This window comes from Rhizobium sp. 05N49, assembly GCF_056396805.1.
This window is the reverse complement of record NZ_JBFTME010000025.1, coordinates 68,687-93,527: the sequence shown is the minus strand read 5'-3', so window position 1 is coordinate 93,527 and position 24,841 is coordinate 68,687. Positions and strand designations below refer to the sequence as shown.

Genomic DNA, 24,841 nt, shown 5'->3' with positions numbered 1-24,841 from the left:
ACGAAACCTCGTGGAGAGATTCTTCAACAAGATCAAACAGTTTCGAGGTATAGCTACTCGCTATGACAAGCGCCCAGAAAATTATCTCGCTGCTGTCAAAATCGTCGCGGCAAGGATCTGGTGTCAGAGTTTATGAGTCGACGGCCTAGCTTTGATCAGCCCGTCGTCACCCAGCGTCTGAACGAAGCCGGTTGGGGCGAGACAATCCTTTTCGCTTGCGAGCGCATGTCCCGCGCCGATGAGGAAGCAATCAGAATAGTTGGTGAGGTCGTCGAACTGCTCCTGAAAATCGACCCCCAATTTGGTGCCAGGGTGATCAAGAGGTCTGGCGCAAAGCTCTGGAGTGCGGTCGGCCAATCGATCGTGGAGTTTGGTCAGACCTGGCACGCTTCTGGCAATGTGAAGCGTGCGAGAGCGTTCATGATAGCGTCTGGGCGGCCTGAATTCGCTGAAATCGTGTGGCCGCTCGTATCGAGCTTGAAGTCGCAAGAGCAGATGGAGACGATGCGACTCGTTCCGCGGTTCAATCCCGCAGTTTTGGGAAACCAACTCAGCTGTCACTACAGCTCTCTCGCGGAGGATACGCGGGACACCTTGGCAGCGGAGATGGCCTATCACGGCGACAGCGAGGGTCTCGATGCGGCCCTTGCTCTCGGTTTGGCAGAGATCAGTCACTCGGTTCGGCTGCGGATTTTTGAAGGTCTATCGTTTCGCGGTGCGACGGCGAGGATGGAAGACCTTTTAAGAGGTAGTGACGAGGCGTTTGCCAACTTGGTTGCAACAAGCGGACATTTCGAGGGTATTCGCGACAAGATCCTGTTGGACGACCTGACGCGCAGACGACAACTTGCAGTGAACGCCGATCCTTCTCCGGCTACAAGACTTGCTAAAGCGGTCGCCTCTCTGCCGGATGCGGACCTTCCGGCCCTTCTCGAATCCGTTTTCAAAGACCCGACATTTAAGTTTCGGGATGGGATGGAGCAGTCGTTGGTCGAGGCGGCTACAAAGGTCCCAGCCGCGGTGGCCAAGTTGTTGCAGTGGCGATTGGAGAACGGTTTTGATCTCCCACACCGGCCATATTCCCTTCTTGAACAGCTTCCTTCTACGGACAGCGGCGCGATACCAGAGTTGCTTCTAAATGGACACGCCGACGAGGATGTTGTTCACTACGCCGCATTCCTCGCGGGACCTCAGACTGTTCGAGAACTTCTGAGGCGCTTCCTAGGTGCTCGACACGACTTCGACGCCGCGGGAGTGCGAACTGAAGCTGCCTACACGCCTGTGCGGGCGCTTGAAAATGCTCTCGAAAGCACAAGGGGCAGTATTCTTTTTGAGGCATTGGAGGAATACGCTGCAGGTCAAACCGCGGTTGAGATCCACGATCTCTGTAACATCATCAGTGGCCATGGACGCCACCATGACGGCGTGGCTATGCAGCTCTCCTCTGAGCAACGGCAATCTGCGGTGGCTTTGATGAATGGGTGGGGGCGTCAGTTGCTGGACCAACAAGCGTCACGCCACGATCTGGGGAGGCTGACATGGGCTATGCGAAAGCTCCCCGACCCAACGCAAGTAAACATTGTAGCCGAAATGCTCAATTACGATTTGGCTCTCTTGCGGGAAGCGCACGCTGCATTTGCACAGAACCGGCGAAATGAAACTGCTTTGCAAGAGATTCGCCAATCGCATCGCCTCGACTACCGAGTGACGCTTACAGAAATTGCGACGCCGGAGGCAGAGGCCGTTCTTCTGGCCTACCTCTCCGATCCCGAGTTCGGCACGGAGGCTGCGGCTGGTCTGCAGGTGATTTGGCTTCAGCATAATGAGGAGCGCAGGGAGGCTTCCCTTCGGTCGTGGCCCGACTTCGAGCGCGCTGTGGTGAACCGATCGCGGGACCGAAGCATAACGAGCGAGCCTGCCGACGCGATCCTCAAAGTTGCTGAGGCTGCAAAAGCTGAGGGGACGGTTGAAGGGTTGCGACGCGCAGTCAAACTCGCTGGTTATGCCGTCATTTTACCCCACGGTGAAAGATCGGAATTCTTCTCCGACCTCCTTGCCGCCGCCATAGACAAACTCGATCTAGCCCAGCGCATGGTCGTAGGCGGGCTGATAGTGCCGTCCGAAATCATTGAAGGAGAATTGCAGCGGCTCGTCAAAGCAAGGTCAGAACGAATGTGGAGCAGCGACGATCAGCTGCGAGAGATTTTCTGTTGGCTCAAGATTCTCGCATTTTCTGACAATCCGCGTGCAATGTTGCGGGGCTACGATCTCGTCGTTTCCGACATAAAGCTCGACGCATGGCGGATGAGAGACATTCTGCCGCCAATTCGACACTTACCAGAGCGAGAGCGGGTGGATCTTCTAAAGGGTCTTGTCGAGCGTATTCCCGACCTCAGCGGTCTATACGAGCTTTATCTAGCGATGCCGAGACCAGGAGGCCTAACGCTCGACTTCCTGGAAGAGTTGGCATCCGGTCGATATGGTGGACCCTCCATCGATCGGGGAGCACGGCACGATTATCCGGCCCAGATCTACGCTGATCTGCCTCAGGTAGAAAGGACGGCACTGCTGGAGCGATATGATCGCGCAACCAGTGCTAAGACCAAGCTCTTCCTCGCATCAATTATCTTGGCAGGCGGGGATCATGACAGTTTTTTAAAGCTTGCAGCAGATCCAATAGGACGCCGCGCAATCGGGAACGATGATTGGTCGACAAGACAAAATTTGCTCTACGTCCACGAACCGATCGGTGGCAGTGCGACCCACTTCGATCTTATCCCCCGCGACGTAAGCCGGTTGCGTGAGGGCTTGTTTGAGCTCGCTTGGGGTGATGACCAAGAAACGAAGATTTTCGCCAAGCGCTACCTAGATGAAATCGATTGTGTTCTTGACGAACAAGGCGGGATCGAAACTGGACCCCGCCATCCAAAGATCACGGCCGGTTTGCCGTGGCCGGAGGTTGCAATGCCGTCAAACAATCGGGCTTGGTGACAGTCGTATCTGCAAGTCTGGTGTCAGGTCAAAGTATCCCCCATGCCCGAAACCTCCCCCTCCCCGTCATCTCCCGCAAGCCAAGCTCCAAAACAATCCGCCGCGCCGCCTGCGGCGTCACCTCGAGCGTCTTGGCCACCATTTTGGCGGACACCAGTGGCCGCGCCATCACCAGTTCGACCAGCTCCGGCAATTTGGACGATGTCCGCCTCCCCTCCAGTTTTCGGTCCATCATTGTTTTCGCAAGCGCCAGTCGGTCATGCTCTTTCACCCCAATCTCAGCGGCCGCCATCAGCCCGTGCGTTATCGCGAGCAGCCGGGTCTCCCGGTCGCGATGCCGGCGCCGATCGACGGCAATGGTTTTGAGGCCGAGGTTGACGGCGGCGAGATGGGCGCCGGTAGTAATGCCGGCCTGGCGCAGGATCGCGGCGCAAAACAGCCGGCCGAGCCAAGGGGCGTGCTGCAGGACGGCAAGCTCGTTCCAGGCATCGAGGGCGATGATCGCCCGCAACACCGCCGGCAGATTTTCCGTCTGCCGCAGCACCGTTCGCCATTCCTCCAGTCGCTCGTCCTCGTCCCAGTCAAGATCATAGACCAGCGGACTTTTTTCGCGAGCCCGCACGCTGGTGGTTGGGCCGGGCGTCTTTGCTTGCTCGATGGCAGCGTCGGTGCGGGCGAGCAGCGCGTCGATGGCGGCGAACTCTTCCGCCAGCGGGACAGCGTCATCATCGTCCTCCCCCTCCCCTTCTGCGGCTTCGCCGGAATGCACCACGCCAATTTTTTTCTCGACGTGGCCGTCGCCACCAAATGATGCTGCAGGCCACGCCTGCCGCAGGCTGCGCAGGCCATCCGGCGACAGCGCCCAATCGGGGGACTGGCCAGAAATGCGCCGGCGGGTGCGCAAAACATCGCGGGCGATGGTGAGTTCGTGGGTGGGGGTGCGGATATCGCGGGTGGCGTCGTGGAGGACGAGGTCTTCGAGGTGGACGAGTTCGCCGTCGATCCACAGCGAGGCACAGGCATCGGTGAATTGGGTGCGCTCGAGGAAGCCCTGCCCCACTGGCGAACGGGCGATGCGCTCGTCGAGACGCGTGAGCCCGACACCGGCGTCGAAAGCCGGCCGCATCAAGGCTGTCATGCTGATTTTCGCGAGATCGTAAGCCATTGAAATAATAGTAAATGATTTGCTAAAAGAACTCTATATGAATATTACAGTTCCTCATATGGTATGATTGCGGGTTCAGGGGCTAACCATCGATAAGTATCGGTTATCGATGGTAGTTGATCTCGAGTCGCAAATCGGAAAGAATCGGGGCAAATCACGGCCCTGAAGGCCGCCGAATACGGCGATTTTGGAGCGCGCGTGGCCAAAGCTAAACAATCCCTGACCGCCGTCGAGCGCCGCGCCGAAGAACTCGACACCATTGCCGCCGTGTTGCCGATGGAGCGCCGCGACGAACTGGCTGAATTGCTGACCGACCAGGATGTCGAAACGCTCAAACATCTCGTCGAGCGCGGCATGGGCGACAATACCCTGCGGGCTCTCACCTCCGATCTCGCCTATCTCGAAGCCTGGGGGCTGGCCGCGACCGGCCACTCGCTGCCCTGGCCGGCGCCCGAGGCGCTGCTGCTGAAATTCGTCGCCCATCATCTGTGGGATCCTGAGAAACGTGCGAACGACCCCGATCATGGCATTCCGGATGATGTCGACGAGAACCTCCGGCGCCAGGGGTTTGTAAAATCCATCGGCCCGCATGCGCCGGATACGGTGCGCCGGCGGCTTTCCAGCTGGTCGACGCTGACAAAGTGGCGAGGACATTCTGGCGCCTTCGCCTCCCCTGCCCTTAAACAAGCGATCCGCCTGGCGGTGCGCGCCGTCCCGAGGCAGCGCCGTCGCAAGAGCGCGAAAGCCGTGACCGGCGATATTTTGGCAAAGCTTCTCGCCACCTGTGTGACCGACAGCCTGCGTGATGTCAGGGACCGCGCCATCCTGATGGTCGCCTTTGCCTCCGGYGGCAGGAGGCGCAGCGAGATCGCAGGCCTTCGCCTGGAACAACTGACCGTGGAAGCGCCAATCGAAATTCAAGGCGGCCCTCCCCTCCCCTCTCTCGCCATCCATCTCGGTCGCACCAAAACCACGACCGGCGAGCAGGACGATGTCGTCTATCTCACCGGCCGGCCGGTTGAGGCGCTCGACGCCTGGCTGGCGGTCGCCAAGATCGACAAGGGCAGCGCGTTTCGGGGGATCGGGCGCTGGGGGACGGTGTCGCGGCGGGCGTTGGATCCGCAGTCGGTCAACGCCATCATTAAGCAGCGGGTGGCGATGGCGGGATTGGACAGGGGGGAGTTTTCCGCGCATGGACTGCGATCGGGCTACCTCACCGAGGCCGCCAACCGCGGCATCCCCCTCCCAGAAGCGATGGAACAGTCGCGACACCGCTCGGTGCAGCAAGCCTCCAGCTATTATAACAATGCGACCCGGAGAAGCGGCCGGGCCGCTCGAATGCTGTAGGATCGTTCATTCTAAACGGCTCCCCCCTCCCCGTCAGATCTGCGAGGCCGGAACCCCGGCCCGCAGCGGTGCGAGGATGTGCTGCTCGACCAGATCGGGCGCCCACTGGACGTACTCCACCACGCTGCCGTCTGCATGCTTCATATACATCATTCGTCCGGTCGGGATGTTTCCAACGTCGCGGATCACAGACGCGCCGTTTGCAAGGAGCTTGCTCTTGGCGTCGTCGATGTCCTCCACGATCCAAGGGCCGAGGCTGCCGCGGATTGGCTTTAGCGCCTCCTCCGTTCCGCCAATCGCGAGCACGTCGCCAATCCCGACGAGGGTCAAGGGATCATAGTCTAGCCAGAGATGCGGCTGCGTGCCGTGGAATGCCTTGAGCGTTGCCACGGTGGACTCAAGGTCTGTCGTGAAGATGCGGGTGTATGTCTTGAGGATCATGAAGATGCCCTTCTGTGGTGGTGAGGGTTAAGGACGCTGCCAGTTCGCGGTTGAAGCGCTCAGCGTCCTCGTAGATAGAGAATGACAGGCTCTCTCAGCGCAGGAACCGCTCCGAGACCGCCAGCATGGTCACGGAATGACCGGCTCGGGCGAGGAGTTCGTCGAATGCCGCCCGATCGGCGTCCACGCCGTCCTGGAACGTCGTCAGTGTTGGCCACCACAATTGGCGAGCCCCTAGGAACGGTGGCTCGTCGCTATGCACTTCGACACTCGGTCGGTTCACCGCGTGGCGCAGCGCACCGATCCGCAGGCCGAGCGCGGCGTCGTCCGCGCCCGCCCAACCGGGATTGCCGTCACGGTGCACGAACTGCAGGAGATGAATGCTTGTCGGCCGCTCCAGCACGTCCCATTGGCGATCAACCGCGGCTCCGGCGCCAATTGGGGGCCGCGAGACGATGACCTCCTCCTCGGTAATGAAGAAGATGACTTTCGGCAGGTCCTGGAACAACGGCTCGTCGGGGCGGATGTTGTCGACGAACAAGGGCTCGTCGACCAGTGCGGCGGCGGCCTTTGGAGAGTCGAACGAGGGCATGGCGACACCGTCGTACTGGTCCTGCCCCGGGCCGAGGCGGTCGGTGTCGAATTGGTGCGCCTGGACATAGGTGAGCATCCCCGGGATCTGCCGGCCCAGGGTGCCGTGCGGGTGGCGCCAGTGGTCATGGAAGCGCTGGCGGTCGATGTCGGGGCGGCGGGGGATGAGGGAGAAAAAGCGGATCACGAGAGGTCCTAACTAGTAAAGTTTCATTTGTATCGGCGCGAATGTCACGCGTGCGGAAGTCGTAGGAGAGCCATTTCTCCCCAACTTGTGAGATAGGTATACGTCTGCTACTTAGTTGCAAGAACGCACTTACAGTCGCCTAGGTATCGCTGAGGAAACCCAATGTCCGTCTGCCAGCACTTCGATGAAAGCTGCCCCAGCCGCTCGCTGTTCGATAATATCGCCGACAAGTGGTCGATGATGGTGATCAGCGTGCTGGATGCGGGCCCGATGCGCTTCAACGGAATCAAGCGGCACATTGGGGGCGTGACGCAGAAGGCGCTGACACAATGCCTGCGGCGGCTGGAACGCAATGGACTTATTTCCCGCCGGATCATTCCGACCTCGCCGATTGGAGTCGAGTACGCCATCACGCCGCTGGGCCGCTCGCTTCTGGGTCCATTTCAGGCGCTCCATGAATGGACCATTGAGCATGTCGATGATGTGGAGCAGGCGCGTCAAGCGTTTGACGGCCGTGCTGCGGAGTGAGCTGACGCGTCTTCGAGTTCACCGCCGCGGCTGGATTCGCCCCGCCCGACGAACCTCGCGCAGCAGTTCCGCTCGGCGGATACCGGTCGAGAGGGGAGCCAACACACGAACGGCCAGCGCTTCAACTGTGTGAGTTCAAGGGGATTGATTGCGCTTGATCAAGCCGATCGACACAGAAAAAGTGGCCTTCGTCGCAGCGCTCCAAAAGCCCATGGTTCAGCGTCGTCGCCTATGCAACGACCCTGTTTCTGCCGAGTGATTTCGCCTGATAGAGATTTTCGTCCGCGGCTTTCAGGCGCTCGGACGGGTCAAAACCAGGCGGACAGTGACACGCTCCTATGCTCGCCGATATCTGCACCCGCGAGCCGGAAGCCGCGTGTAAAACGACGGCAGCAATTTCCGCTCTAATCTCTTCGCACCGAGTATGCATGTCTTCAAACGTTAGACCGCTTTGGAACAGACCGAATTCTTCACCGCCCAGGCGTCCGGCGACATCTGATTGCCTCTGGTAGCGGGAGAGAATTCGGCCGGTCAGGCGGAGCGCCTCGTCACCCGTTGCGTGACCATGACGGTCATTGATCATCTTGAAATGATCCAGGTCTAGAAACAGCAGGACCCCGGATACACCGCGATCACTCATACCCTCCAGTTCTTCCATGAAGGCGCTCCGTGTCAGGATTCCTGTCAGGCCATCGGTGCGGGATTGGAGACGAAGGGCCTCGTAGGCTTCTGCGAGCTGCTGTAGAACCTCCTTGGTCGCCGCTTCAGCCCGCCGAATCTTCTCGGACTGGGCAAAGTGAAACGCCGAGGCCGGAATCGATATCGCCAGCGGACAGAAGATGGTCATGAACAGCCCCGCTCCAACCACCTGCCCGCCCAGTAATGGCACGATACAGAACGAGAGAGCCAGTGAGGCCAGCATCGAGCACAGGCCAGTCAAAAATGACTTTTCAATAATGCGACGCATCGACACCACCATGGAAAATGGAAGTGTCTTTGGACCTCAGGCACTTAAAGACGGCTGAACCACTTCGATAAAAGTCAGGCTATGCGCCCAATCTCGAGGGGCTGTATCAAGGGTCCATAATCTCTCGTTCGTTTGACGCGTCGTATTTCCGGATTTCCCCTCGCATTTTGCCGTTCCAGCGGCTGACAAACGCGATCGTATCAGCCGCCCGCAGATGAGCGCTGAGCGCAGCCTCATCCACCCAGCGTTCCGATATCAACAATCGGCCTGACTGGGGATCGTCAACGGCAGCATCATAGGCGATGGCGCCAGAACGCTTGCGCGTACTGACTGCGAGCAATTTGAGTTCTGCCAAGAACTGCGCCAGGTCGGCCAGATTGACGTGCATATGACCTGTTACGATAAGCATGAGGCATTCTCCTCTCCCGGACTGCCGGCTCTCGGCAATCCGGGTCTCCATTGGACTGCGACAATCAGGCAGCGATCAGCACGATCTTGCCTTGAATGCTTCCTTCGGACGCGCGGCGGTGGGCTGCAGATGCGTCAGCCAGCGGATAAGTACTGTCGATCACCACGCGAACGGTGCCGTCATCAAGGAGGCGGCCGGCCTCTACGAGTTGCGCGCCGTTCGAACGCACCTGCGTCGACGATACGATGATCTTTCGCTCGGCAGCTTGCCCATGGCCAGAAAAGCCCAAGGGATTGACGAGATACAAGGCGCCGTCCTGCTTTATGATAGGAAGGAAGCGTTCCATATTCGCGCCGCCGACGGCATCGAGTACCAGATCCACATCCTTCGCCACCGTTTCCGCAGCCACCTTGGTGTAGTCGATAAAACTATCGGCTCCGAGATCGCGGAGAAGCGCCTCGTGCTTGCCGGAAGCAACGGCAATCACCTTTGCCCCTTTCCATTTTGCGATTTGAACTGCGAGATGGCCGACACCGCCTCCAGCGCCATTCACCAGCACGGTCTTTCCATCCAGCGGAACCGGTGCATGCGAGAAGGCCTGGAATGGGTTCGGCGCATCATGGCCCAGATCCACCAGAAACTGCCAGGCGGTCAACAGCGACATCGGCGCACCGGCCGCCCGGATATGGTCGATCCCGGCGGGCTTCAGCGCCAGTTCCGATGCGGGGACTGAAACATATTCCGCATAGGCGTTGCTGCCCTTCATGAGGTCTTCCGGAAAACGAACCATCGCATAGACTTCGTCGCCGACGCGAAACCCAGACACGTTCTTGCCGACCGCCGATACGACGCCAGAGACGTCGGTGCCAAGGATCAGCGGGAAGGTTGGATTGGGTTGCCACTCCGGCGGAAGTGCCCGGTAGCCATCGCGCAGGTAAAGATCGGGCGGATTGATGCCCGCAGCATGGACCCGGACGAGAACGTCGTGATCGGTCATTTCCGGTTGGGGCGCGTCCTCACAAAGCAGAACGTCGGGACCGCCGAATTCATGCAGTCTTACAGCTTTCATTATCTCTGTCACCATTGCCTCCTTGGATATTGGCTTTGATTACAGAAGATATGCGCGTCGACGACGATTGATAATCGGTGTTGAATTCGCTTTACTAATGCCATGAAGGAACAAATCGGAATCGATAGACTGACGGGGCTAATCGCGTTTGCACGCGCCGGATCGCTCGGAAGCTACACCGCGGCGGCCCGCACCCTGTCCATCTCTCCCTCGGCGGTCAGCAAAAGTATCCAGCGGCTAGAGAAGCAACTTGGCGTTTCGCTCTTTACGCGCACGACCCGTTCCCTGACCTTGACGGACGAAGGACGCGACCTCCATGAGCGCGCGCTTCGGCTGCTGAGCGACGCTGAAGATATCGAGCAGGCGGCAAAGGCAGCGCGCACCGAGCCTGCCGGCACATTGCGGATAGCAGCATCTTTGCCGATCGGCCTGCACATTATCGCGCCCGCGCTTCCTCATTTTCGCAGACTCTATCCAAATGTGCACATAGATCTCCGTTTGAGCGATCACATAGTGGATCTGGTCGAAGGTGGCTTCGATCTGGCAGTTCGGATCGGCGATCTCTCCGACTCTCGCCTGCTCTCAAGGCCCCTATCGCCCCATCGACTATGCTGCTACGCCTCACCCGAATATCTTGACGGTTACCCCACACCTAAGCATCCGAACCAGTTGGAAGAGCACGAGACCGTCAATCTGCGCTACCAAAATAGTGGCCAGCTATTCCGCTGGCCCTTCCGTATCAGGGATCGGGAGGTGGAAATCGTGCCATCCTCGGGTATCGTCGTCGATGCAAGCGAGGCCGTTCTTGCATTGATTGCCGCTGGCGCAGGTATCGGAATGGCAACCAGCTTCATGGCCAACTCCTGGGTGGAGCGCGGAGCGCTTGTTCCTGTTCTGGCAGACTATGCCGTCGACCGGCACAACATCACGGCGCTGTGGCCAGCGAGCCGTCGGTCCAACCCCGCTGTTCGCGCCTTCCTCGACACCTTGGTGGAGTTGTCATGACAACGGTATTTGTGGCCGATGGCCGACAGCCGGCTCATCCGCCTGCTGGCACCATGGTGCGCCCCTTCCCCGGTTATTATCTCTATTACCCTGATCTTCACGGGACTACAGCCCTCGAACTGTCCAAAGCAGCCTCTTCGAGAACCAAGAAATGAGCCCCGCTCGCGACGCCCTTTCCTTATCGAGCACAAGGGTTCGTAGGAGCCGCAGGGGCAGGAACTGATCAATTGGCTGAAAATTAGCTCGACCAGGGCGCGCCTCACCTGACGTGCAGCAGACTCAACGCTGTGCGAGCCGCCCGGCCGCGTAGTCGCGCGCAAGCGCGATAAAGGCCTGGAAGGCTGCGGAGGAATTGCGCCGATTATAATAGTAGAGGCACAGCGGTACGAGCGGCGGTGTCCAGTCTTCGAGAATGCGCACGCGTCGCCCTGCAGCAATATCTTCGCGGACATCGGCTTCCATGAGATATTCTATCCTCACGCCGTTCGTTACCGCGATCCGCGCTAGGGATGCACACCGCGTGTCAACGGCAAAAGCAGGTGTTTGATTGAACGTCGGGTCCGTTCCCGATCCATGCGCAAGGGATGCAACGGGCGATCAGCGGGCTGAATACTCATGTTTGACAGTGCACCGTTACGCTGCACGCAACAGTGGTTGGAACCGCTTCGCGTGGTGAGCTCATTCCGTAACGGAACGCATAGTCGGATAGGCCTGCTCAAACCTCCGGGTTACGGAGTCCTGTCGAGACATTCTTCAGTCCTGAGGCGGTCTCTCAACGTGGCTGCCGCGCCGAACGTCCTTGATGAGATCGACGAACCGCCGCAGTTTGGCGGGGATGTTTCGTCTTCCGGGATAATAGAGGCAGAGCCCCGGATAGGGTGGGGTCCAGTCGGCAAGAACCTGCTCCAGCCGTCCAGCAACGACGTCCTCTGATACCTGCCATTCATTCAGATAGGCGAGTCCGGCTCCGTCGCGGGCCGCCCGGAGCATCAGGTCGCTGTCGTCGAGCGTGAGCTTGCCAGGAACGTCGAGCATGAAGCTCTCGCCTCGCTTTTCGAACTCCCAGCGATAGAGCGTGCCGCTCGCCATTCTGGCCCGAATGCACTCGTGGTTCTGAAGATCTGCCGGAACCTGCGGCTTTCCATGCTGCCGGAAATATTCGACCGAACCGACGATGGCCGGACGGACGCTGTCGCCGATCGGAACGACGACCATGTCGGGGGGAACGGCTTCCCGAATCCTGATCCCCACGTCAAAACCCTTGGCATTGACATCGACCAGCGCGCCCTCCGTGACAATCTCCACCGCCATCTGCGGGTTTCTCCGCATGTATTCCAGGATCAGCGGCGTCAGGATCATTCGGGTCGCACCGACCGACGTGTTGATGCGCAGGGTACCGGTGGCTTCCGCACGATGCTCGTCGACATGCTCAACGGCGTTGCGAATGGCCTCCAGCGCCGGGCCAACGCTCGCCACGAACTGTTCGCCCGCGGCGGAAAGGACCACGCTCCGCGTCGATCGGTTGAATAGTCTGACGCCCATGCGCGCTTCCAGCGCGGCGATCTGCTGGCTGAGCGAGGACGACGAGATCCCAAGCTCGCGCGCGGCGGCCCGAAACCCGCCACGGGAAGAGACCGCGAGAACTGCTTCGAGTTCGGCGAGCGAGCCACGCATCATTGTCCGTAACTCCTTATCAGCCTGAGCGCTTTTCGCGAGCTTATCAGGACAATGGAGAAATGCCAGATAAGCCTGACAGTCGAAAGGAGTTAGACATGCGCAACATCGACAAGATCTATATCGACGGTCAGTTCGTCACACCGAAGGGAACCGAAACGGGCGATCTTCATAATCCGTCCACTGAAGAGAAGATCGGTACGGTCCGGCTTGCCGGCGTAGAAGACGCACAAGAAGCCATCGCCGCGGCAAAACGCGCCTTCCCTGCGTTCTCACGCACGTCAAAGGCCGAACGCATCGATATGCTGAAGCGCTTGAACGCCGCGGTCGCCGCGCACGTTACCGATCTCACCGAAGCGATGTCGCTCGAATATGGCGCTCCGCAGACCTTCACGCGCTTTGCTATTCCTCATGCTGCTTCGAGCTTTCTCACCATGGCGTCCGTCCTGGAGGACTACGAATTCGAGCGCCAAATGGGCCGCGCGCGGGTGGTCATGCAGCCGTCTGGTGTTGCCGCGGCCATCACGCCCTGGAACAGCAATATCGGCTTCATCACCTCGAAGCTCGCAACCGCCATCGCCGCTGGTTCGAGCATCGTCATCAAGCCCAGCGAGATGAGCGCGATCCAGACGCAGATCTTGACGGAGTGCCTTCATGAAGCGGGTTTGCCGAAAGGCGTGTTCAACATCATCAATGGCTATGGCAATGTCGTCGGCGCGGAACTCAGCCGGCATCCTGATATCGCAAAAGTGACTTTCACCGGCTCCACCGCGGTCGGCCGGGAAATCCTACGCAACGCGGCTGATACCTTCAAGCGCGTAACCCTGGAACTTGGCGGCAAGGGTCCAAACATCATTCTCGACGATGCAGATCTGAATGTTGTCATTCCCGCCGTTTTGCGGATGGGCTTCATCAACAGTGGCCAGGCCTGCATTGCCGGTACTCGTATTCTGGTTCCGAACCAGTTGCTCGACGACGTCCTGGACAGGCTGAAACAGGAGATCGAGACGTTCAAGGTCGGCGCTCCGAGCGATCCGGACGCGATGATCGGACCGATGGTCAGCCGCAAGCAGTACGATCGCGTCCAGTCCTACATCGAACTGGGAACGCAGGAAGGCGCCCGTCTCCTGACGGGTGGCCTGGGGCGGCCCGCCGGTCTGGATCGTGGCTGGTTTACAAAGCCGACGATCTTTTTCGGCGTGGACAACCAGATGCGGATCGCATGCGAAGAGATCTTCGGACCGGTCCTCTCGGTCATCGCCTACCGCGACGAGGACGAAGCCGTGTCCATCGCAAACGACACCCCATACGGCCTCCAGGCCTATCTGCATGGCACCGACTCCGCACACATGCAGGCGCTTGCGGATCGATTGGACAGCGGGCGGGTGGTCATCAACGGCGCGCCGCATGAGCCGCTCGCGCCCTTTGGCGGCTTCAAGCAGTCAGGGATCGGTCGTGAATACGGCGTGTTCGGCCTCGAGGCGTTTCTGGAGCCGAAAGCCGTCATCGCTTGATATTCGATACCTGGAACGACGACCGAACCGCTCGGCTCAGGCGTCTTGCAGTCGGACCAGAACCTTTCCCACGGCCTTGCCGCTCTCCTGAAACTCATGCGCATCGGCCACCGCGTTGAGGGGAAATGTTTTCGCAATTCGCGGAACGTATGCCCCCGACGCGGCGCAGGCCGAAATCTCTTCAGTTGCGTGACGCATCGCCGCTTCCGGCATGGTGTACACGTAGACGAAACGGAATGAGAAGCCTCCAAGCAGCGCCGGGAAAAACGGGATGGCCAACTTGGCTTGCGGTGATTCCGTCGAATAGGCTGAGACCACGCCGTCGCGGGCGAGGCAGGAGATTGCCAATTCAATATTGGCGGAGATATCGACATCCACGATACGATCGACACCATGGCCGCCCGTCGCCGACCGTATGGCATGCCGGACGTCCTCCTCGTGCCGGTTGAGCACAAGATCGGCCCCAGCCGCTCGCGCCACCTCTGCCTGCTCCTCGCGGCTCACCGTCGCCGCCACCCATGCCCCCGCCCATTTCGCAAGCAGGATCGCCGCGTTGCCGACCGCGCCGGCACCACCCTGCACCAGAACCCGTTTGCCGCGCAGGTCTCCATCGGCGAACAGGCAGCGATGCGCCGTCATCGCAGGAACACCGAGCGATGCTCCGATCTCAAAGGACACATTGTCGGCAAGCGTGATGGCCTGCGCGGACGGCACGACGACGAATTCCGCAGCGGTCCCGAAGGCGCGGTTCCATTGCGCCATGTAGATCCACACGCGCTCTCCGATCCGTGTATCAGCAACGCCGGGGCCGACGGCGTCGATCACGCCCGCGCCGTCCTGATGCGGTACGATCCGTCCGAATGGCATGGCCTTGCCGCCGAAGCCGGTTCTCGTCTTGATGTCGGAAGGATTAATACCAGAGGCGATCACCCTCACCCGGACCTCACCGGCGCGGGGCTGTGGATCGGGCAAGTCGGCGACAACAAGCACCTCTCTCGCAGCTCCTTGTTTCTCGTAAAACGCGGCGCGCATGACACACCTCCAATCAACTCGCTCCAACTAGGCGCGCCACAGGCGATCTTGCAAGTAGGCAACAGTTCCGCCTATAGGGATAGAAAGTACACCATTGGAGACCAGGATGAGCCTTGGCCAGAAGTGTCCCGTCGAGACCACCGTCGATGTGACGGGCGGCAAGTGGAAGCCGATGATCATTTACCGGCTGCTGGACGGGCCGCGCCGGTTTGGCGAACTGCGCCGCCTGGTTGGCGATCCGAGCCAGCGATCTCTGACGATGCAGCTCCGGGAGCTTGAGGCCGACGGGATTGTTGTCCGTGAAGTCTTCGCTGAAGTCCCGCCGCGCGTGGAGTATTCGCTTACACCGTTCGGCCAGACACTCGCGCCCGTGTTGATGGCCATGCGCGACTGGGGCGTCGCGTTTCAGGAGCGTCGGCTCTCCGCATGAGGTTAGGACGCATCCCGTGCGGCGCTCGCCGAGAACCGTGCGACAAAGAAATCGATCAGCACCCTGACCTTTCGGGACACGTGCGATCCCGGCGGCCGCACAATATAGACGCCGATCTCCGGCAGGCTGTATTCCGCCATGATCGGCACTAGCGCGCCCGCAGTCACGTAGCTTTGCGCGATCACGACAGGAAGGGCCGCAACGCCCAGCCCGGCCGCCGTCCCTTCGGCGATCCCCACGGCGCTGTCCGCCTTGAACCTTCCCTGCCCGTTGACGACGACCGTTCGGCTGCCGTCCGATACCTTCCAGCTTTCAGTCCCTTGCAGGATGGCCTGGTGTTCAAGCAGGTCCGAGGGCTTTTTCGGGATGCCGTGGGCACTCAGGTAGTCTGGATTGGCGAACAATCCGGCCGCAAAGGCACCGATCTTGCGTGCGGTCAAATTTGAATCCTGAAGATAGCCGACCCGTATCCCGCAATCGAACCCTTCTGCCACCAGATCAACGTACCGGTCGCTGTAATGCGCGTGAAGCTGCAGGAGCGGATGGAGGCGGGCAAGCTCGGCCAGCGCCGGCGCGAAATGTCCGGGACCGAAGGATGAAGGAACCGCCACGCGCAATCGTCCCCGCAACTCCCCGGTCGGCAGCATTTCCTCGCGCGCCACGTCCATTTCCAGGCACATGCGGGCAGCATGCTCGCGGAAGGAAACACCGGCTTCCGTGAGTGATGCGCCTCTCGTCGTGCGCGCCAGAAGCTGAACGCCAAGTTCGCTCTCGAGGCGCACAAGCCGGCGGCTGACGATCGACTTCGGCAGTCCGAGACGCCGGGCCGCGACGGTAATCCCGCCGCCGTCTGCGACCTCGACGAAGGTCTGCATATCCTCGAAGCTGATCATTTTGCGTTCCATTTTCCGTTCTACAGAGTGGCTCAATATAGAGCTACCGTACCATTCATCGCAACGCTAAATTCCAGTCATCGAGCGGATCAAAACGAACTTTACCAACTCGCCGCCGACAAGGAAAAGGAACACGACAATGCACAGCCAAGCATTCACCCCGGAAAATTCCGCCATGCTGCTGATCGACCATCAGATCGGCACGATGGCCTGGACGCACTCGCACGACATAAACCTGGTCAAGCAGAACGCGCTGAAGCTCGCCCGCATCGCCAAGGCTGCCAACATCCCGACCATCCTGACATCAAGCATGGAAGACCAGATCCAGGGGCCGCTGCTGCCCGAACTCAAGGAAATCCTCCCCGAAGCCTTCGAGGCCCGTATCAAGCGCCCCGGCATCGTCAACGCAATGCACCACGACGGCTTCAACCAGGCGGTCAAGGCAACCGGCCGCAAGAAGCTGTTCGTCGCCGGCGTGACAACGGAAATCTGCGTCACCTTCCCGGTCCTGCAGATGCTCGACGAAGGCTACGAGGTGCAGGTCTCGGCTGACGCTTCCGCCTCCTACACGAAGTACGGCGACGACCTTGCTCTGCGCCGCATGGAAAAGGCGGGAGCGGTCATCACCACCGTCGACCAGATCATCTCCGAGCTTGCCGTCGACTGGACGAGCCCGCTCGGGCAGAAGCTGGTGGGCATCCTCAACTATCATTGAGCGCGCATTGGTCCCGTTCGGCGCGGGCCTCGGAGCCCGCGCCCAAAATGGAAGGAAACACTTCAATGACGATCACCAAGATCTCCGCAGGCCGGATGCGCGGGAACTTCGTTCAAAGTTTCGGCGTCGAAATCCTTTATCCCGGTCTCACCCTGACGGCCGATGATAGCGGGATCGGTCCGATCGGCAGGATCGATCGCGCCCAGGTGCAACCCGGTCACCTCATCGGCATGCACCCCCACAAGGACGACGAGATCCTGACCTATATACGCGGCGGCGAGATGCTTCACCGCGATACCGTCGGAAACGAGAAGACGCTCGACAAAACGCATTTCAAGGTGATGAATGCAGGCCACACCTTCCAGCACGAAGAACTGATGCTCGGGAACAGTCCGGTTCGAGCGCTACAGATCTTCCTGCGGCCTAACGCTCCCGATCTTGAGCCGATGGTGCAGTTTCATGATTTCGTTGACGAAAGCCGTGACAACGAGTGGCGATTGATTGCCGGGCCACAGGAGGCGCCGCTGACCGTGCGATCCGACGTCAGTGTCTTCGATGCGCGCATCACGAGGGGCTTCCGGCTACGCTTGCCTGCCGCGGCCGATTCCGGGACGGCTTTTTTGCTCTATGTCTTCGACGGGGCGATAGATTTCGGCGACGTCACGATCACAACCGGCGAGAGCGCGTTTACTCGCTCATTTGATCACCAGCTCATTGCCAGTGCGGGCTCAGACGTCGTTCTATTCGCGTTCGACCCTGAAGCCGAGGTATTTCGTGGCGGCATGTTCAGCGGCAAAAAGATACGCATCGGTTGAACGGGAGATGCCACATTTAGGACCGTGGCGTGGAGGTGTGAACGTTATGTTCCTCCTCGCCTTCAAAGGAACCCACAACATAGTCGGCAGCTATCAGCTGCCTGCTCATCTGCCATGCATTGATCTTCCTGCTGCGGGGAGCCTCAATTCCAACGCGGCGGTGTTCCGACATGATTCTTGAGCGCCTCGGTGAATGCTTTGATTTTCGCAGATGGCACCTGAAGCGCACGAAGAAGATAGATCCCGGAAGGCCGTTCATTCCATGCTTCGCCCAATAGTGAAAGGCGGACGAGATCACCCGTCTGGACGGACGGCCCCGAGACCCAGCTCGGTAGGAACGCCACCCCCATCCCGGCGATCGCAGCGCCGTTCAGCGCTTCAAAATCGTCAGACCGGAATACAACGCGCTCGCACGCCTCCCCTGTTGGCGCGCCGAGGATATTCGACCAACCGAGAAGATCGTTGCCGTGTAACTTGTCGAGGACACGGTGTTGGCGAAGCGCATCTGCACTTTCCGGCACGCCGTAGTGCTCAAGATAGGCGGGGCTCGCCACGATGATGTGATCGTGAGGCGCCAGCCTGGTTGCAATCAACGTGCTGTCCTGAAGCTCGCCCATCCTTACCACCAGATCGAGCCGCTCTGCGACCGGGTCGGCCAATCGCTCGGTGAGATCCAGTTCGACGTGCAGGTTCGGATAGTCTCGCGCGAGAGATGCCAGGACGGGGATGACGTAGCGCTTTCCGAATGTCGGGAAACAGGCGATCCGCAGCATGCCACTGACCGCGCCATCGAAAGCGGCAACCTCGGCATAGGTATCGGCGAGATCGTCAAGCAAGCGCTGGGCGCGTTCAAAAAGGTGACGTCCCGCATCCGTCAAAGACAGCGCCCGTGTCGAGCGAACAAGGAGAGCAACGCCCAGGTCCTGTTCCAGCGCATCAATCTGTCGAACGACAGCCGAGGGCGTAACGGCCCGGCGCCGAGACGCTGCCGAGAAGCTCCCCGTGCGGACGACATCGACGTAAACCGCGAGATGTTCGGCGAAGCGTGGGTCCCTCATCTTTGCCTACGACGCAAAACCGTTTCGACCATTCAGTTCGTTATCATCTGCAGGCATTCGGGGCACTTTCCTTCTCGTCAACGGGCGGTCGCCCAACAAACAGAAGGAACACTACGATGGTCAAGGTCCTCGATACAATTCTCTCTCAGTCCGCCTATTCCGCGGAGATCGACGTTCCCCTTGAAAAAATCGACATAGCGGACTGGCTCTTCAACCTGCCAGAGGCCGAATATCTTCGCTGCTGTCCGCCCGATCATATCGCCGCCGGCGTCACCTGGACCGACGACGGACGCCGGATGTCGATCAATGTCGAGCAGATCGGTTCGGGCCTGGTCGTGCAGCACTATGTGGCCGAAGTCGCCGAGCCGGCCTATTGCCGCATGAACTCCATCTCGGACGTGTTCACGGCCAATGGGCGGACCCAGGTCAATGTCGTCTGGGAATTGATGGCCGAGAAGATCGACGACGGCAGCACGCGCTACACCAACAAGGTCACAGCCCATCCGACGGATGCGTTCATGCGCTTCATCGAAGAGCACGGTGTCAGTTACGAAGAGGCCGCGGCAGCCCGTCAGTCCGCCGGCGGCGACCACAACAGCCGCGAGACGCCGCTGTTTGCTGCCAGCATCGCCCGTCGGGCACTGTCGAAGTAAGGAGCCGTTGCGATGAAAGCGATCATATTCGATGACTTCGGAAGCGCGGATGTCCTGCGGCTTGGCGAAGCTCCCATGCCCAACGTCCGCCCCAGCGACCTTCTGGTCAAGGTCATGGCGGCTGGCGTCAACCGAGCCGACCTCCTTCAACGGGAGGGTGTCTACGGTTCGCAGAGCTACGGCGACAGCACCATCCTCGGGCTCGAGGTCGCTGGAGACGTCGTTGACATAGGGGATGCAGTGACCGGCTTTGCCGTCGGAGACCGTGTCATGGGCATTGTCGGGGGCGGCGCCTATGCGCAATATGCGCGCCTGGACTACGGGATGGCCGCTGCCATCCCGGCCGGCATGTCCTTCACCGACGCAGCCGCGATCATGGAAAGTTTTGTCACCGCCTGGGAGGCGCTTTCAAATCTCGGGAGGGTCGCAAAAGGTGAGACGGTCCTCGTCCACGCTGCGGCAGGCGGAATCGGATCGGCTGCCGTCAAGCTCGCAAAGGCAGCAGGAACGACTGTGCTGGCCACGGCATCTGCGAACAACATCGAAAACGTGCTGTCACTCGGCGCGGATGCGGTCTTCGATTACAGGCAGGCCGACTTCGAGGCAGAGATCGTCGATACGACCGCCTCTCGCGGTGTCGATCTGATCATCGACTTTGTCGGTGGGTCCTACCTCGCCCGCAACATTCGTGGTCTTGCGCCTGGTGGCCGGCTTGTCCAGGTCGGCCTGCTCGGCCGCGATAAAAACGCCATCATTCCCCTCGACATCGTTCTTCACAACCACCTGCAATTGATGGGCACGGTGATGAAATCTAGGTCGCGGTCAGAAAAACGAGCGATGATCGGCCGGTTCAGGGAACAGGTACTCCCGAGGGTTGGCCACGAGCTGAAGCCGGTCATTGGAGCGACGTATTCGCTTGCGGCTGTATCGGATGCACATCGCCGGATGGAGGCCGGCGGGTTGTTCGGCAAGGTCGTTCTAACGGGTTTTCATGAATGACGCGGCTATAGGGTATGGTCGACTACGCCTTGAAGGGATGTGAACCTGGGACCCGTCGGTCAATGGAAGCTAAAATATTGAAATGATAAGACAATGTCACTGTCCGCCCTTACTGGCGTCTCGTGTGAAATCGCTGTGGGTAAATTTTCGTTCGCTCGACCGACAACGACTTGCCTAGCATTCAACGTGAGGCCCTACATGCGGGAAGGTGTGCCAGCCACGCAAGGCTATCTAGTGCTTATCGGAACTGATATGGTTTATGGTAGACCAACGCATGCCTATCTTGAGGGAAAACATCGGCCGCGGGAGAAACCCAATGGCAGTCAGCGTTAAAGTAGCAGAGGCAAAAACCCATCTTTCCGAGCTACTCGCACAGGTCGAAGCGGGTGAAGAGGTCATCATTTCCCGGGGCAACACACCCATAGCACGGCTCTCTCGCATCCGACGAGAAACCGACGTCGACGCGGTGATCAGCGAGATCAAGGCTCAACGTGCGGGCTTGCCGTTCACCACTCAAGAGGAAATCCGCGCCTGGCGTGACGAAGGTCGTCGCTACTGATGCCATTCATACTCGATGCATCCGTTGCCGCGGCATGGTTTCTGCAGTGGCGAGCGCGGCGCGCAACGAGGGAATTGTCCTTCTGGGTCCGCTGGAAAATGATCACTAAGCCCGCAGGCAGAGATAAGACCGACGTTGCGCATCGCGCCGAAGACCTCGATAGCATTGCCGCTGTCCTGCCAATCGAGCGCCGTGACGAGCTCGCCGAGCTGCTGACCGACCAGGACGTCGAAACCCTGCGGCATCTGGTCAACAAGGGCACGGGCGATAATACGCTGCGGGCTCTGACCTCCGACTTGCCTATCTGCAGGCCTGGTCGCTTTCCGCCACCGGCCCTTCCCTGCCCTGGCCCGCGCCAGAGGCGCTGCTCCTGAAATTCGTCGCCCATCATCTGTGGGACCCGAAAAAGCGAGACACCGATCCGCACCACGGCATGCCAGCCAATGTCCAACAAGGGCTTCGCGACCGGGGCTTTCTCAGATCGACCGGTCCGCATGCACCCGATACCGTTCGCCGGCGTCTCGCCAGTTGGTCGACGCTGACGAAATGGCGTGGTCTGACCGGTGCCTTCGCCTCCCCTGCCCTGAAATCAGCCATTCGTCTCGCCGTGCGCGCCGTGCCGCGGCCGCGAAAGCGCAAGAGCGCCAAGGCAATCACCGGTAACGTGCTGGCGAAGTTGCTGGCGACCTGCGGTGGCGGCGACCTGCGCGCCGTCCGCGACCGGGCCATCCTGATGGTCGCCTTCGCCTCCGGCGGCCGCCGGCGCAGCGAAGTCGCCAGCCTGCGCAAGGAGCAGCTGACAATCGACGCCGGTAACAGCCGAGGACGGAAGCCCCCTCCCCTCGCTCTCCATCCGTCTTGGCCGGACGAAGAATTCCGGCGCCAGCCAAGACGAGGTCGTCTATCTGACCGGCCGGCCGGTGGAGGCATTGAACGCCTGGCTGACCGCCGCCAAGACCGACAGCGGCAGCGTGTTTCGGGCGATCGACCGCTGGGGCAATGTGTCCCGCCGAACGCTTGATCCGAAGGCGGTCAATGACATCGTCAAGCGGCGGGTGGCGATGGCTGGGCTCGAGGCGGGGGAGTTTTCGGCGCATGGATTGCGCTCTGGCTATCTGACGGAGGCAGCCAATCGCGGCATCCCGCTCCCCGAGGCGATGGAACAGTCTCGCCATCGATCCGTCGAGCAGGCGTCGAGCTACTACAACAGTGCGACGACGCGGAGCGGCCGGGCTGCGCGCATGCTATAAACGTCCCACTCGGCTGCGTTCTGTGTCAGAGCGGTGACCGCTCAAGTCAGAAACGTTGTTCAATGTCTCAGGATCCTGCTTCCATCGATCGTCTGAGCAGCGCTCGCAGGGCCTCATGTTCAGGCCCAATGGGTTTTAGATTAAGGAATGCGTCGACGGATCTGCGTGTCTCGTGCGCGCCCGACGCCAGATTGGCGCGATGCAGGACGAAGGCGGCGTCACCCTTGCTCTGGCAGCACAGAAACCAGCGGTCGCCGTTGGAGCTCACGGCGAATTCCATCTGCTCTTCCGTATCGAACCCCTCCCGCGTACGGTTCATCTCGTTCTGGGAACTTGCCTGCTCGCCCCCCGCTTGCGCGTCGCCTGTGCTCGTAGACGCGGGATAATCCTCGGGAGCGATCATGCCGGCCCGGATCTGCTCGATGAGAGTGGTCTCCGCCGCGTGGTCCGCTCCCGCCTCGGGCTTCAGGTCAAGCGTGGCATAGTCCGCTCTCTTAAGAAGCCTGCGCAAAAGAGACTGCTTCATGCCGGTTATGTTCACCACATCCAGCCCTCCGTGATCAAGAATAGAACAAAAACAAAGCTGATCACGGCGACGATTGTTGGAGCGGCGCTGGAATAGCTTGGCGAAACAGTTTTGTGAGTGGGAGGCATATCCTCTCCTTCCGTTAACGTGTCGGTCCGACTTCCGAGATCATCCCGCTGGCAAGTTCCTCGTCACGCTGCTGCGGATAGTGGTGGCTTTCGGCGTCGTGTCGGACGGACCGGTTTCAGCTCGATCGGCCGGGCTTCGCGCAGCTGGCGCAGGCGCGCGGTTTTGCGGGTCCGGTCAGCCGCTTCCGTTTCAATGATCTGCCGCGCGACGTCACTCGTGGTCGCAGCCTTGTCTCGCGCGGAAACCTTTTCGGGCTTGAAAAATGCCGGCTTGGTCATGGTCATGATGATCGTCTTTCGGTCTGCGGCTTGGACGCATCCAAGCGGTCGACGGTTGTGGTCAGCCCGAAAAGAACGACCAGAAAACAAAAGGCCGGGCGCTAGCCCGACCTTCCACAGTCACTCAGCTCTGCTGCCAGTACATCCGTGGTCAGCGCAGCGAATGAAATCCCTAAGCTGCCCGAAGATTTTCGGCCGAGTTTTTGCCGGACTTGCGGTCCTGGACAACCTCGTAGGAGATCTTCTGGCCATCCGAGAGCGAACGCATTCCGGCGCGCTCGACAGCAGACGCATGGACAAACACGTCCGTGCTACCGTTGTCAGGCTGGATGAAGCCGAAGCCCTTGGTGGAGTTGAACCATTTTACGGTACCAGTATTCATGACGATTTCCTTTCAGAGCAATCGTTGTGGTTCCCGCGATGCCTTGCGGGATAAGATCGATGATTTGAGGAAATCCGGCGGGAGCGAAGCTGCGGGCCAACATCACAAGCAATGGTCGATAATCCATATATGGGTACAAGTCAGGATTTTACAAGAGACGCGCCGGATTAAACTCAGCTTCACTGCGGAGAACAATGCTTAGACCTGCGTTCACGCTTCATCAGGCAGTGAAGGAGATGTCCACGGCAACGTCCATCGACATGAAGGCATCTGCCGAACCGATGAACGTTCCCGACACGGGGAAGAGCTGGGTAATATCGCCCGCGACTGCTACGGGAATCAGGTTGGCGCTACCCATGCTCCTGTTTGTCGGATCGAACGCGATCCATCCTGCACCGGGAAGGAACACCTCAACCCACGCATGGGTCGAGCCGCCCGGCGACGAACCGATGAGGGTGAACGCCGGATCATAAAGATATCCGGACACGATCCTCGCCCCGATGCCAAGCACCCGCACGCTTTCGACAAGGACCATCGCAAGATCCCGGCAGCTCCCCGACCGTAGGCCAAGGGTCTGCAGCGGAGGTTGTGTTCCCTCTGTATCGCGTGCCTGATAGGCAACGCCGTTCGAAACACCTGCACTGAGATCCTTCAACAGCGAGAGCGTATCGGTCGGCTCCGCCATGACGAAGCCCCTGACCCACTGGTGAAATTCGCCGGAAGGATCGGAATACTGAACGTCCCTTAGGGCCCCCAGGTCCTTCCAATCCTGATCATCGTATCGGAACGGGTAACTCGCGGCTGACGCAGCGATGTCGAACACCGGCCAGGCTTCCGATGTCAGGTCGACATCCGCACGGCTTGTGATCTCGAGCCGTTGCGTCGCTTTCGAGAACGTCACGGTCGCAATCGCGTTTCCGAAAACATCGGTTGTCCAGGAAACCCTGCCTTCGGGCGAAAAGGCTATGTCGTGACTTAGCAGCAGGATTTCCGGTCCCTCGCGCGGTCGCAGCAATAGTCGGTAAGGAGAGAGCTGAACCGGAGATCGGTAGCTGTAGGTCGTCCGGTGGCATATGGAAAGTTTTGGCATTGCCGCTCCTCGCACAGAACAAACCCAGGGGGATATGGTCAGGTATCGCCAGTTCTTCGCGCCGCCAACAAGCTCAGCCAGGATTGGGAAGGTGCAGATCCGATAAGAACGTGCAGCTCGCGACCGTCCGGCTGGCCGTTAGTC

At 59.9% G+C, this 24,841-nt stretch carries 27 protein-coding genes and 2 pseudogenes; 14 read left to right on the top strand and 15 right to left on the bottom strand.

What is annotated here, in order from left to right; all coding sequences use genetic code 11:
- Positions 1-136, top strand: a pseudogene (locus AC1DF8_RS31865) (IS5/IS1182 family transposase); the annotation flags it as partial.
- Entirely contained in the window at positions 121-2,991 is a 2,871-nt protein-coding gene (locus tag AC1DF8_RS31860) for a hypothetical protein (RefSeq protein ID WP_478156596.1), read from the top strand. The pseudogene AC1DF8_RS31865 and the gene AC1DF8_RS31860, both read left to right, overlap by 16 nt.
- A 28-nt stretch (positions 2,992-3,019) precedes the next feature.
- Here AC1DF8_RS31860 and AC1DF8_RS31855 read toward each other — a convergent pair whose 3' ends face one another.
- A complete protein-coding gene (locus AC1DF8_RS31855; RefSeq protein WP_478156605.1) occupies positions 3,020-4,165 on the bottom strand; it encodes an RHE_PE00001 family protein in 1,146 nt (381 codons plus the stop codon).
- Positions 4,166-4,354: 189 nt separating this feature from the next.
- On the opposite strand from AC1DF8_RS31855, the gene AC1DF8_RS31850 reads away from it, so the two are divergent.
- A complete protein-coding gene (locus AC1DF8_RS31850; RefSeq protein ID WP_478156594.1) occupies positions 4,355-5,503 on the top strand; it encodes a tyrosine-type recombinase/integrase in 1,149 nt (382 codons plus the stop codon).
- A gap of 33 nt (positions 5,504-5,536) precedes the next feature.
- On the opposite strand, the gene AC1DF8_RS31845 is transcribed toward AC1DF8_RS31850, so the two are convergent.
- Together AC1DF8_RS31845 and AC1DF8_RS31840 are read right to left on the bottom strand one after the other, a co-directional pair.
- A complete protein-coding gene (locus AC1DF8_RS31845; protein ID WP_478156592.1) occupies positions 5,537-5,944 on the bottom strand; it encodes a VOC family protein in 408 nt (135 codons plus the stop codon).
- 94 nt (positions 5,945-6,038) lie between these two features.
- Positions 6,039-6,722 (bottom strand): EthD domain-containing protein, encoded by a 684-nt coding sequence (locus tag AC1DF8_RS31840; protein WP_478156590.1) that lies wholly within the window; start codon positions 6,720-6,722, stop codon positions 6,039-6,041.
- A gap of 162 nt (positions 6,723-6,884) precedes the next feature.
- On the opposite strand from AC1DF8_RS31840, the gene AC1DF8_RS31835 reads away from it, so the two are divergent.
- Entirely contained in the window at positions 6,885-7,250 is a 366-nt protein-coding gene (locus tag AC1DF8_RS31835; RefSeq protein ID WP_478156588.1) for a winged helix-turn-helix transcriptional regulator, read from the top strand.
- Positions 7,251-7,479: 229 nt separating this feature from the next.
- On the opposite strand, the gene AC1DF8_RS31830 is transcribed toward AC1DF8_RS31835, so the two are convergent.
- The 3 genes from AC1DF8_RS31830 to AC1DF8_RS31820 form a co-directional block, all read right to left on the bottom strand.
- A complete protein-coding gene (locus tag AC1DF8_RS31830; protein WP_478156586.1) occupies positions 7,480-8,217 on the bottom strand; it encodes a GGDEF domain-containing protein in 738 nt (245 codons plus the stop codon).
- 106 nt (positions 8,218-8,323) lie between these two features.
- Entirely contained in the window at positions 8,324-8,626 is a 303-nt protein-coding gene (locus AC1DF8_RS31825; protein WP_113207768.1) for an antibiotic biosynthesis monooxygenase, read from the bottom strand.
- A 64-nt stretch (positions 8,627-8,690) separates the two neighbouring features.
- Positions 8,691-9,707, bottom strand: a complete 1,017-nt coding sequence (locus AC1DF8_RS31820; protein WP_113207922.1) for an NADP-dependent oxidoreductase — start codon at positions 9,705-9,707, stop codon at positions 8,691-8,693.
- Positions 9,708-9,797: 90 nt separating this feature from the next.
- Between AC1DF8_RS31820 and AC1DF8_RS31815 the strand changes: the two genes are divergently transcribed.
- The gene (locus AC1DF8_RS31815; RefSeq protein ID WP_113207769.1) at positions 9,798-10,700 is read left to right on the top strand and encodes a LysR family transcriptional regulator; all 903 of its coding nucleotides are present in this window, start codon (positions 9,798-9,800) and stop codon (positions 10,698-10,700) included.
- Positions 10,697-10,855 carry a hypothetical protein gene (locus tag AC1DF8_RS31810; RefSeq protein WP_162709978.1) on the top strand — a complete coding sequence of 53 codons (159 nt, stop codon included), beginning with the start codon at positions 10,697-10,699 and terminating at the stop codon, positions 10,853-10,855. The genes AC1DF8_RS31815 and AC1DF8_RS31810 overlap by 4 nt, the downstream gene beginning before the upstream one ends.
- Before the next feature lie 124 nt (positions 10,856-10,979).
- On the opposite strand, the gene AC1DF8_RS31805 is transcribed toward AC1DF8_RS31810, so the two are convergent.
- Both AC1DF8_RS31805 and AC1DF8_RS31800 read right to left on the bottom strand, forming a co-directional pair.
- Positions 10,980-11,198 carry a LysR substrate-binding domain-containing protein gene (locus AC1DF8_RS31805; RefSeq protein WP_478156603.1) on the bottom strand — a complete coding sequence of 73 codons (219 nt, stop codon included), beginning with the start codon at positions 11,196-11,198 and terminating at the stop codon, positions 10,980-10,982.
- 255 nt (positions 11,199-11,453) lie between these two features.
- On the bottom strand, positions 11,454-12,374 hold the full coding sequence (locus tag AC1DF8_RS31800) for a LysR family transcriptional regulator (protein ID WP_210299375.1): 921 nt from the start codon (positions 12,372-12,374) through the stop codon (positions 11,454-11,456).
- 98 nt (positions 12,375-12,472) lie between these two features.
- Here AC1DF8_RS31800 and AC1DF8_RS31795 point away from each other — a divergent pair, with 98 nt between their 5' ends.
- Complete coding sequence (locus AC1DF8_RS31795; protein ID WP_478156583.1) at positions 12,473-13,888, top strand: aldehyde dehydrogenase family protein; 1,416 nt, start codon at positions 12,473-12,475, stop codon at positions 13,886-13,888.
- A gap of 36 nt (positions 13,889-13,924) precedes the next feature.
- Here AC1DF8_RS31795 and AC1DF8_RS31790 read toward each other — a convergent pair whose 3' ends face one another.
- A complete protein-coding gene (locus AC1DF8_RS31790; protein WP_478156581.1) occupies positions 13,925-14,920 on the bottom strand; it encodes an NADPH:quinone reductase in 996 nt (331 codons plus the stop codon).
- A gap of 106 nt (positions 14,921-15,026) precedes the next feature.
- On the opposite strand from AC1DF8_RS31790, the gene AC1DF8_RS31785 reads away from it, so the two are divergent.
- Complete coding sequence (locus tag AC1DF8_RS31785; RefSeq protein WP_478156579.1) at positions 15,027-15,350, top strand: winged helix-turn-helix transcriptional regulator; 324 nt, start codon at positions 15,027-15,029, stop codon at positions 15,348-15,350.
- 2 nt (positions 15,351-15,352) lie between these two features.
- On the opposite strand, the gene AC1DF8_RS31780 is transcribed toward AC1DF8_RS31785, so the two are convergent.
- The gene (locus tag AC1DF8_RS31780) at positions 15,353-16,243 is read right to left on the bottom strand and encodes a LysR family transcriptional regulator (RefSeq protein WP_112542200.1); all 891 of its coding nucleotides are present in this window, start codon (positions 16,241-16,243) and stop codon (positions 15,353-15,355) included.
- A 139-nt stretch (positions 16,244-16,382) separates the two neighbouring features.
- On the opposite strand from AC1DF8_RS31780, the gene AC1DF8_RS31775 reads away from it, so the two are divergent.
- Both AC1DF8_RS31775 and AC1DF8_RS31770 read left to right on the top strand, forming a co-directional pair.
- Positions 16,383-16,958 carry an isochorismatase family protein gene (locus AC1DF8_RS31775; protein WP_112542199.1) on the top strand — a complete coding sequence of 192 codons (576 nt, stop codon included), beginning with the start codon at positions 16,383-16,385 and terminating at the stop codon, positions 16,956-16,958.
- A 65-nt stretch (positions 16,959-17,023) separates the two neighbouring features.
- Positions 17,024-17,773, top strand: a complete 750-nt coding sequence (locus AC1DF8_RS31770) for a pirin family protein (RefSeq protein ID WP_478156576.1) — start codon at positions 17,024-17,026, stop codon at positions 17,771-17,773.
- A 143-nt stretch (positions 17,774-17,916) separates the two neighbouring features.
- On the opposite strand, the gene AC1DF8_RS31765 is transcribed toward AC1DF8_RS31770, so the two are convergent.
- Positions 17,917-18,831, bottom strand: a complete 915-nt coding sequence (locus tag AC1DF8_RS31765; RefSeq protein ID WP_113207774.1) for a LysR family transcriptional regulator — start codon at positions 18,829-18,831, stop codon at positions 17,917-17,919.
- 116 nt (positions 18,832-18,947) lie between these two features.
- On the opposite strand from AC1DF8_RS31765, the gene AC1DF8_RS31760 reads away from it, so the two are divergent.
- The 4 genes and pseudogenes from AC1DF8_RS31760 to AC1DF8_RS31745 all read left to right on the top strand — a co-directional run bounded on the left by AC1DF8_RS31760 (position 18,948) and on the right by AC1DF8_RS31745 (position 22,292).
- Entirely contained in the window at positions 18,948-19,484 is a 537-nt protein-coding gene (locus tag AC1DF8_RS31760) for a hypothetical protein (protein ID WP_478156574.1), read from the top strand.
- Positions 19,485-19,496: 12 nt separating this feature from the next.
- Entirely contained in the window at positions 19,497-20,483 is a 987-nt protein-coding gene (locus AC1DF8_RS31755; RefSeq protein ID WP_478156572.1) for an NAD(P)H-quinone oxidoreductase, read from the top strand.
- Between the two features lie 316 nt (positions 20,484-20,799).
- Positions 20,800-21,042 carry a type II toxin-antitoxin system Phd/YefM family antitoxin gene (locus AC1DF8_RS31750; RefSeq protein ID WP_112542194.1) on the top strand — a complete coding sequence of 81 codons (243 nt, stop codon included), beginning with the start codon at positions 20,800-20,802 and terminating at the stop codon, positions 21,040-21,042.
- Positions 21,043-21,140: 98 nt separating this feature from the next.
- Positions 21,141-22,292, top strand: a pseudogene (locus AC1DF8_RS31745) (site-specific integrase).
- A 67-nt stretch (positions 22,293-22,359) separates the two neighbouring features.
- Here the strand turns inward: AC1DF8_RS31745 and AC1DF8_RS31740 are convergent.
- The 4 genes from AC1DF8_RS31740 to AC1DF8_RS31725 all read right to left on the bottom strand — a co-directional run bounded on the left by AC1DF8_RS31740 (position 22,360) and on the right by AC1DF8_RS31725 (position 24,697).
- Positions 22,360-22,836 (bottom strand): hypothetical protein, encoded by a 477-nt coding sequence (locus AC1DF8_RS31740; RefSeq protein WP_113207776.1) that lies wholly within the window; start codon positions 22,834-22,836, stop codon positions 22,360-22,362.
- Between the two features lie 173 nt (positions 22,837-23,009).
- Positions 23,010-23,231: a hypothetical protein gene (locus AC1DF8_RS31735; protein WP_113207777.1), complete on the bottom strand. Its 222-nt coding sequence runs from the start codon at positions 23,229-23,231 to the stop codon at positions 23,010-23,012.
- 166 nt (positions 23,232-23,397) lie between these two features.
- On the bottom strand, positions 23,398-23,607 hold the full coding sequence (locus AC1DF8_RS31730; protein WP_113207778.1) for a cold-shock protein: 210 nt from the start codon (positions 23,605-23,607) through the stop codon (positions 23,398-23,400).
- Positions 23,608-23,827: 220 nt separating this feature from the next.
- Positions 23,828-24,697 carry a transglutaminase family protein gene (locus AC1DF8_RS31725; protein WP_478156569.1) on the bottom strand — a complete coding sequence of 290 codons (870 nt, stop codon included), beginning with the start codon at positions 24,695-24,697 and terminating at the stop codon, positions 23,828-23,830.
- Positions 24,698-24,841: the final 144 nt, after the last annotated feature.

Bases quoted from the DNA above. Each gene is read 5' to 3' on its own strand.
- AC1DF8_RS31845 (WP_478156592.1), bottom strand. From the start codon at position 5,944: ATGATCCTCAAGACATACACCCGCATCTTCACGACAGACCTTGAGTCC.
- AC1DF8_RS31835 (WP_478156588.1), top strand. From the start codon at position 6,885: ATGTCCGTCTGCCAGCACTTCGATGAAAGCTGCCCCAGCCGCTCGCTG.
- AC1DF8_RS31830 (WP_478156586.1), bottom strand. From the start codon at position 8,217: ATGCGTCGCATTATTGAAAAGTCATTTTTGACTGGCCTGTGCTCGATG.
- AC1DF8_RS31825 (WP_113207768.1), bottom strand. From the start codon at position 8,626: ATGCTTATCGTAACAGGTCATATGCACGTCAATCTGGCCGACCTGGCG.
- AC1DF8_RS31815 (WP_113207769.1), top strand. From the start codon at position 9,798: ATGAAGGAACAAATCGGAATCGATAGACTGACGGGGCTAATCGCGTTT.
- AC1DF8_RS31810 (WP_162709978.1), top strand. From the start codon at position 10,697: ATGACAACGGTATTTGTGGCCGATGGCCGACAGCCGGCTCATCCGCCT.
- AC1DF8_RS31800 (WP_210299375.1), bottom strand. From the start codon at position 12,374: ATGCGTGGCTCGCTCGCCGAACTCGAAGCAGTTCTCGCGGTCTCTTCC.
- AC1DF8_RS31795 (WP_478156583.1), top strand. From the start codon at position 12,473: ATGCGCAACATCGACAAGATCTATATCGACGGTCAGTTCGTCACACCG.
- AC1DF8_RS31790 (WP_478156581.1), bottom strand. From the start codon at position 14,920: ATGCGCGCCGCGTTTTACGAGAAACAAGGAGCTGCGAGAGAGGTGCTT.
- AC1DF8_RS31785 (WP_478156579.1), top strand. From the start codon at position 15,027: ATGAGCCTTGGCCAGAAGTGTCCCGTCGAGACCACCGTCGATGTGACG.
- AC1DF8_RS31780 (WP_112542200.1), bottom strand. From the start codon at position 16,243: ATGATCAGCTTCGAGGATATGCAGACCTTCGTCGAGGTCGCAGACGGC.
- AC1DF8_RS31775 (WP_112542199.1), top strand. From the start codon at position 16,383: ATGCACAGCCAAGCATTCACCCCGGAAAATTCCGCCATGCTGCTGATC.
- AC1DF8_RS31770 (WP_478156576.1), top strand. From the start codon at position 17,024: ATGACGATCACCAAGATCTCCGCAGGCCGGATGCGCGGGAACTTCGTT.
- AC1DF8_RS31765 (WP_113207774.1), bottom strand. From the start codon at position 18,831: ATGAGGGACCCACGCTTCGCCGAACATCTCGCGGTTTACGTCGATGTC.
- AC1DF8_RS31760 (WP_478156574.1), top strand. From the start codon at position 18,948: ATGGTCAAGGTCCTCGATACAATTCTCTCTCAGTCCGCCTATTCCGCG.
- AC1DF8_RS31755 (WP_478156572.1), top strand. From the start codon at position 19,497: ATGAAAGCGATCATATTCGATGACTTCGGAAGCGCGGATGTCCTGCGG.
- AC1DF8_RS31750 (WP_112542194.1), top strand. From the start codon at position 20,800: ATGGCAGTCAGCGTTAAAGTAGCAGAGGCAAAAACCCATCTTTCCGAG.
- AC1DF8_RS31735 (WP_113207777.1), bottom strand. From the start codon at position 23,231: ATGACCATGACCAAGCCGGCATTTTTCAAGCCCGAAAAGGTTTCCGCG.
- AC1DF8_RS31730 (WP_113207778.1), bottom strand. From the start codon at position 23,607: ATGAATACTGGTACCGTAAAATGGTTCAACTCCACCAAGGGCTTCGGC.
- AC1DF8_RS31725 (WP_478156569.1), bottom strand. From the start codon at position 24,697: ATGCCAAAACTTTCCATATGCCACCGGACGACCTACAGCTACCGATCT.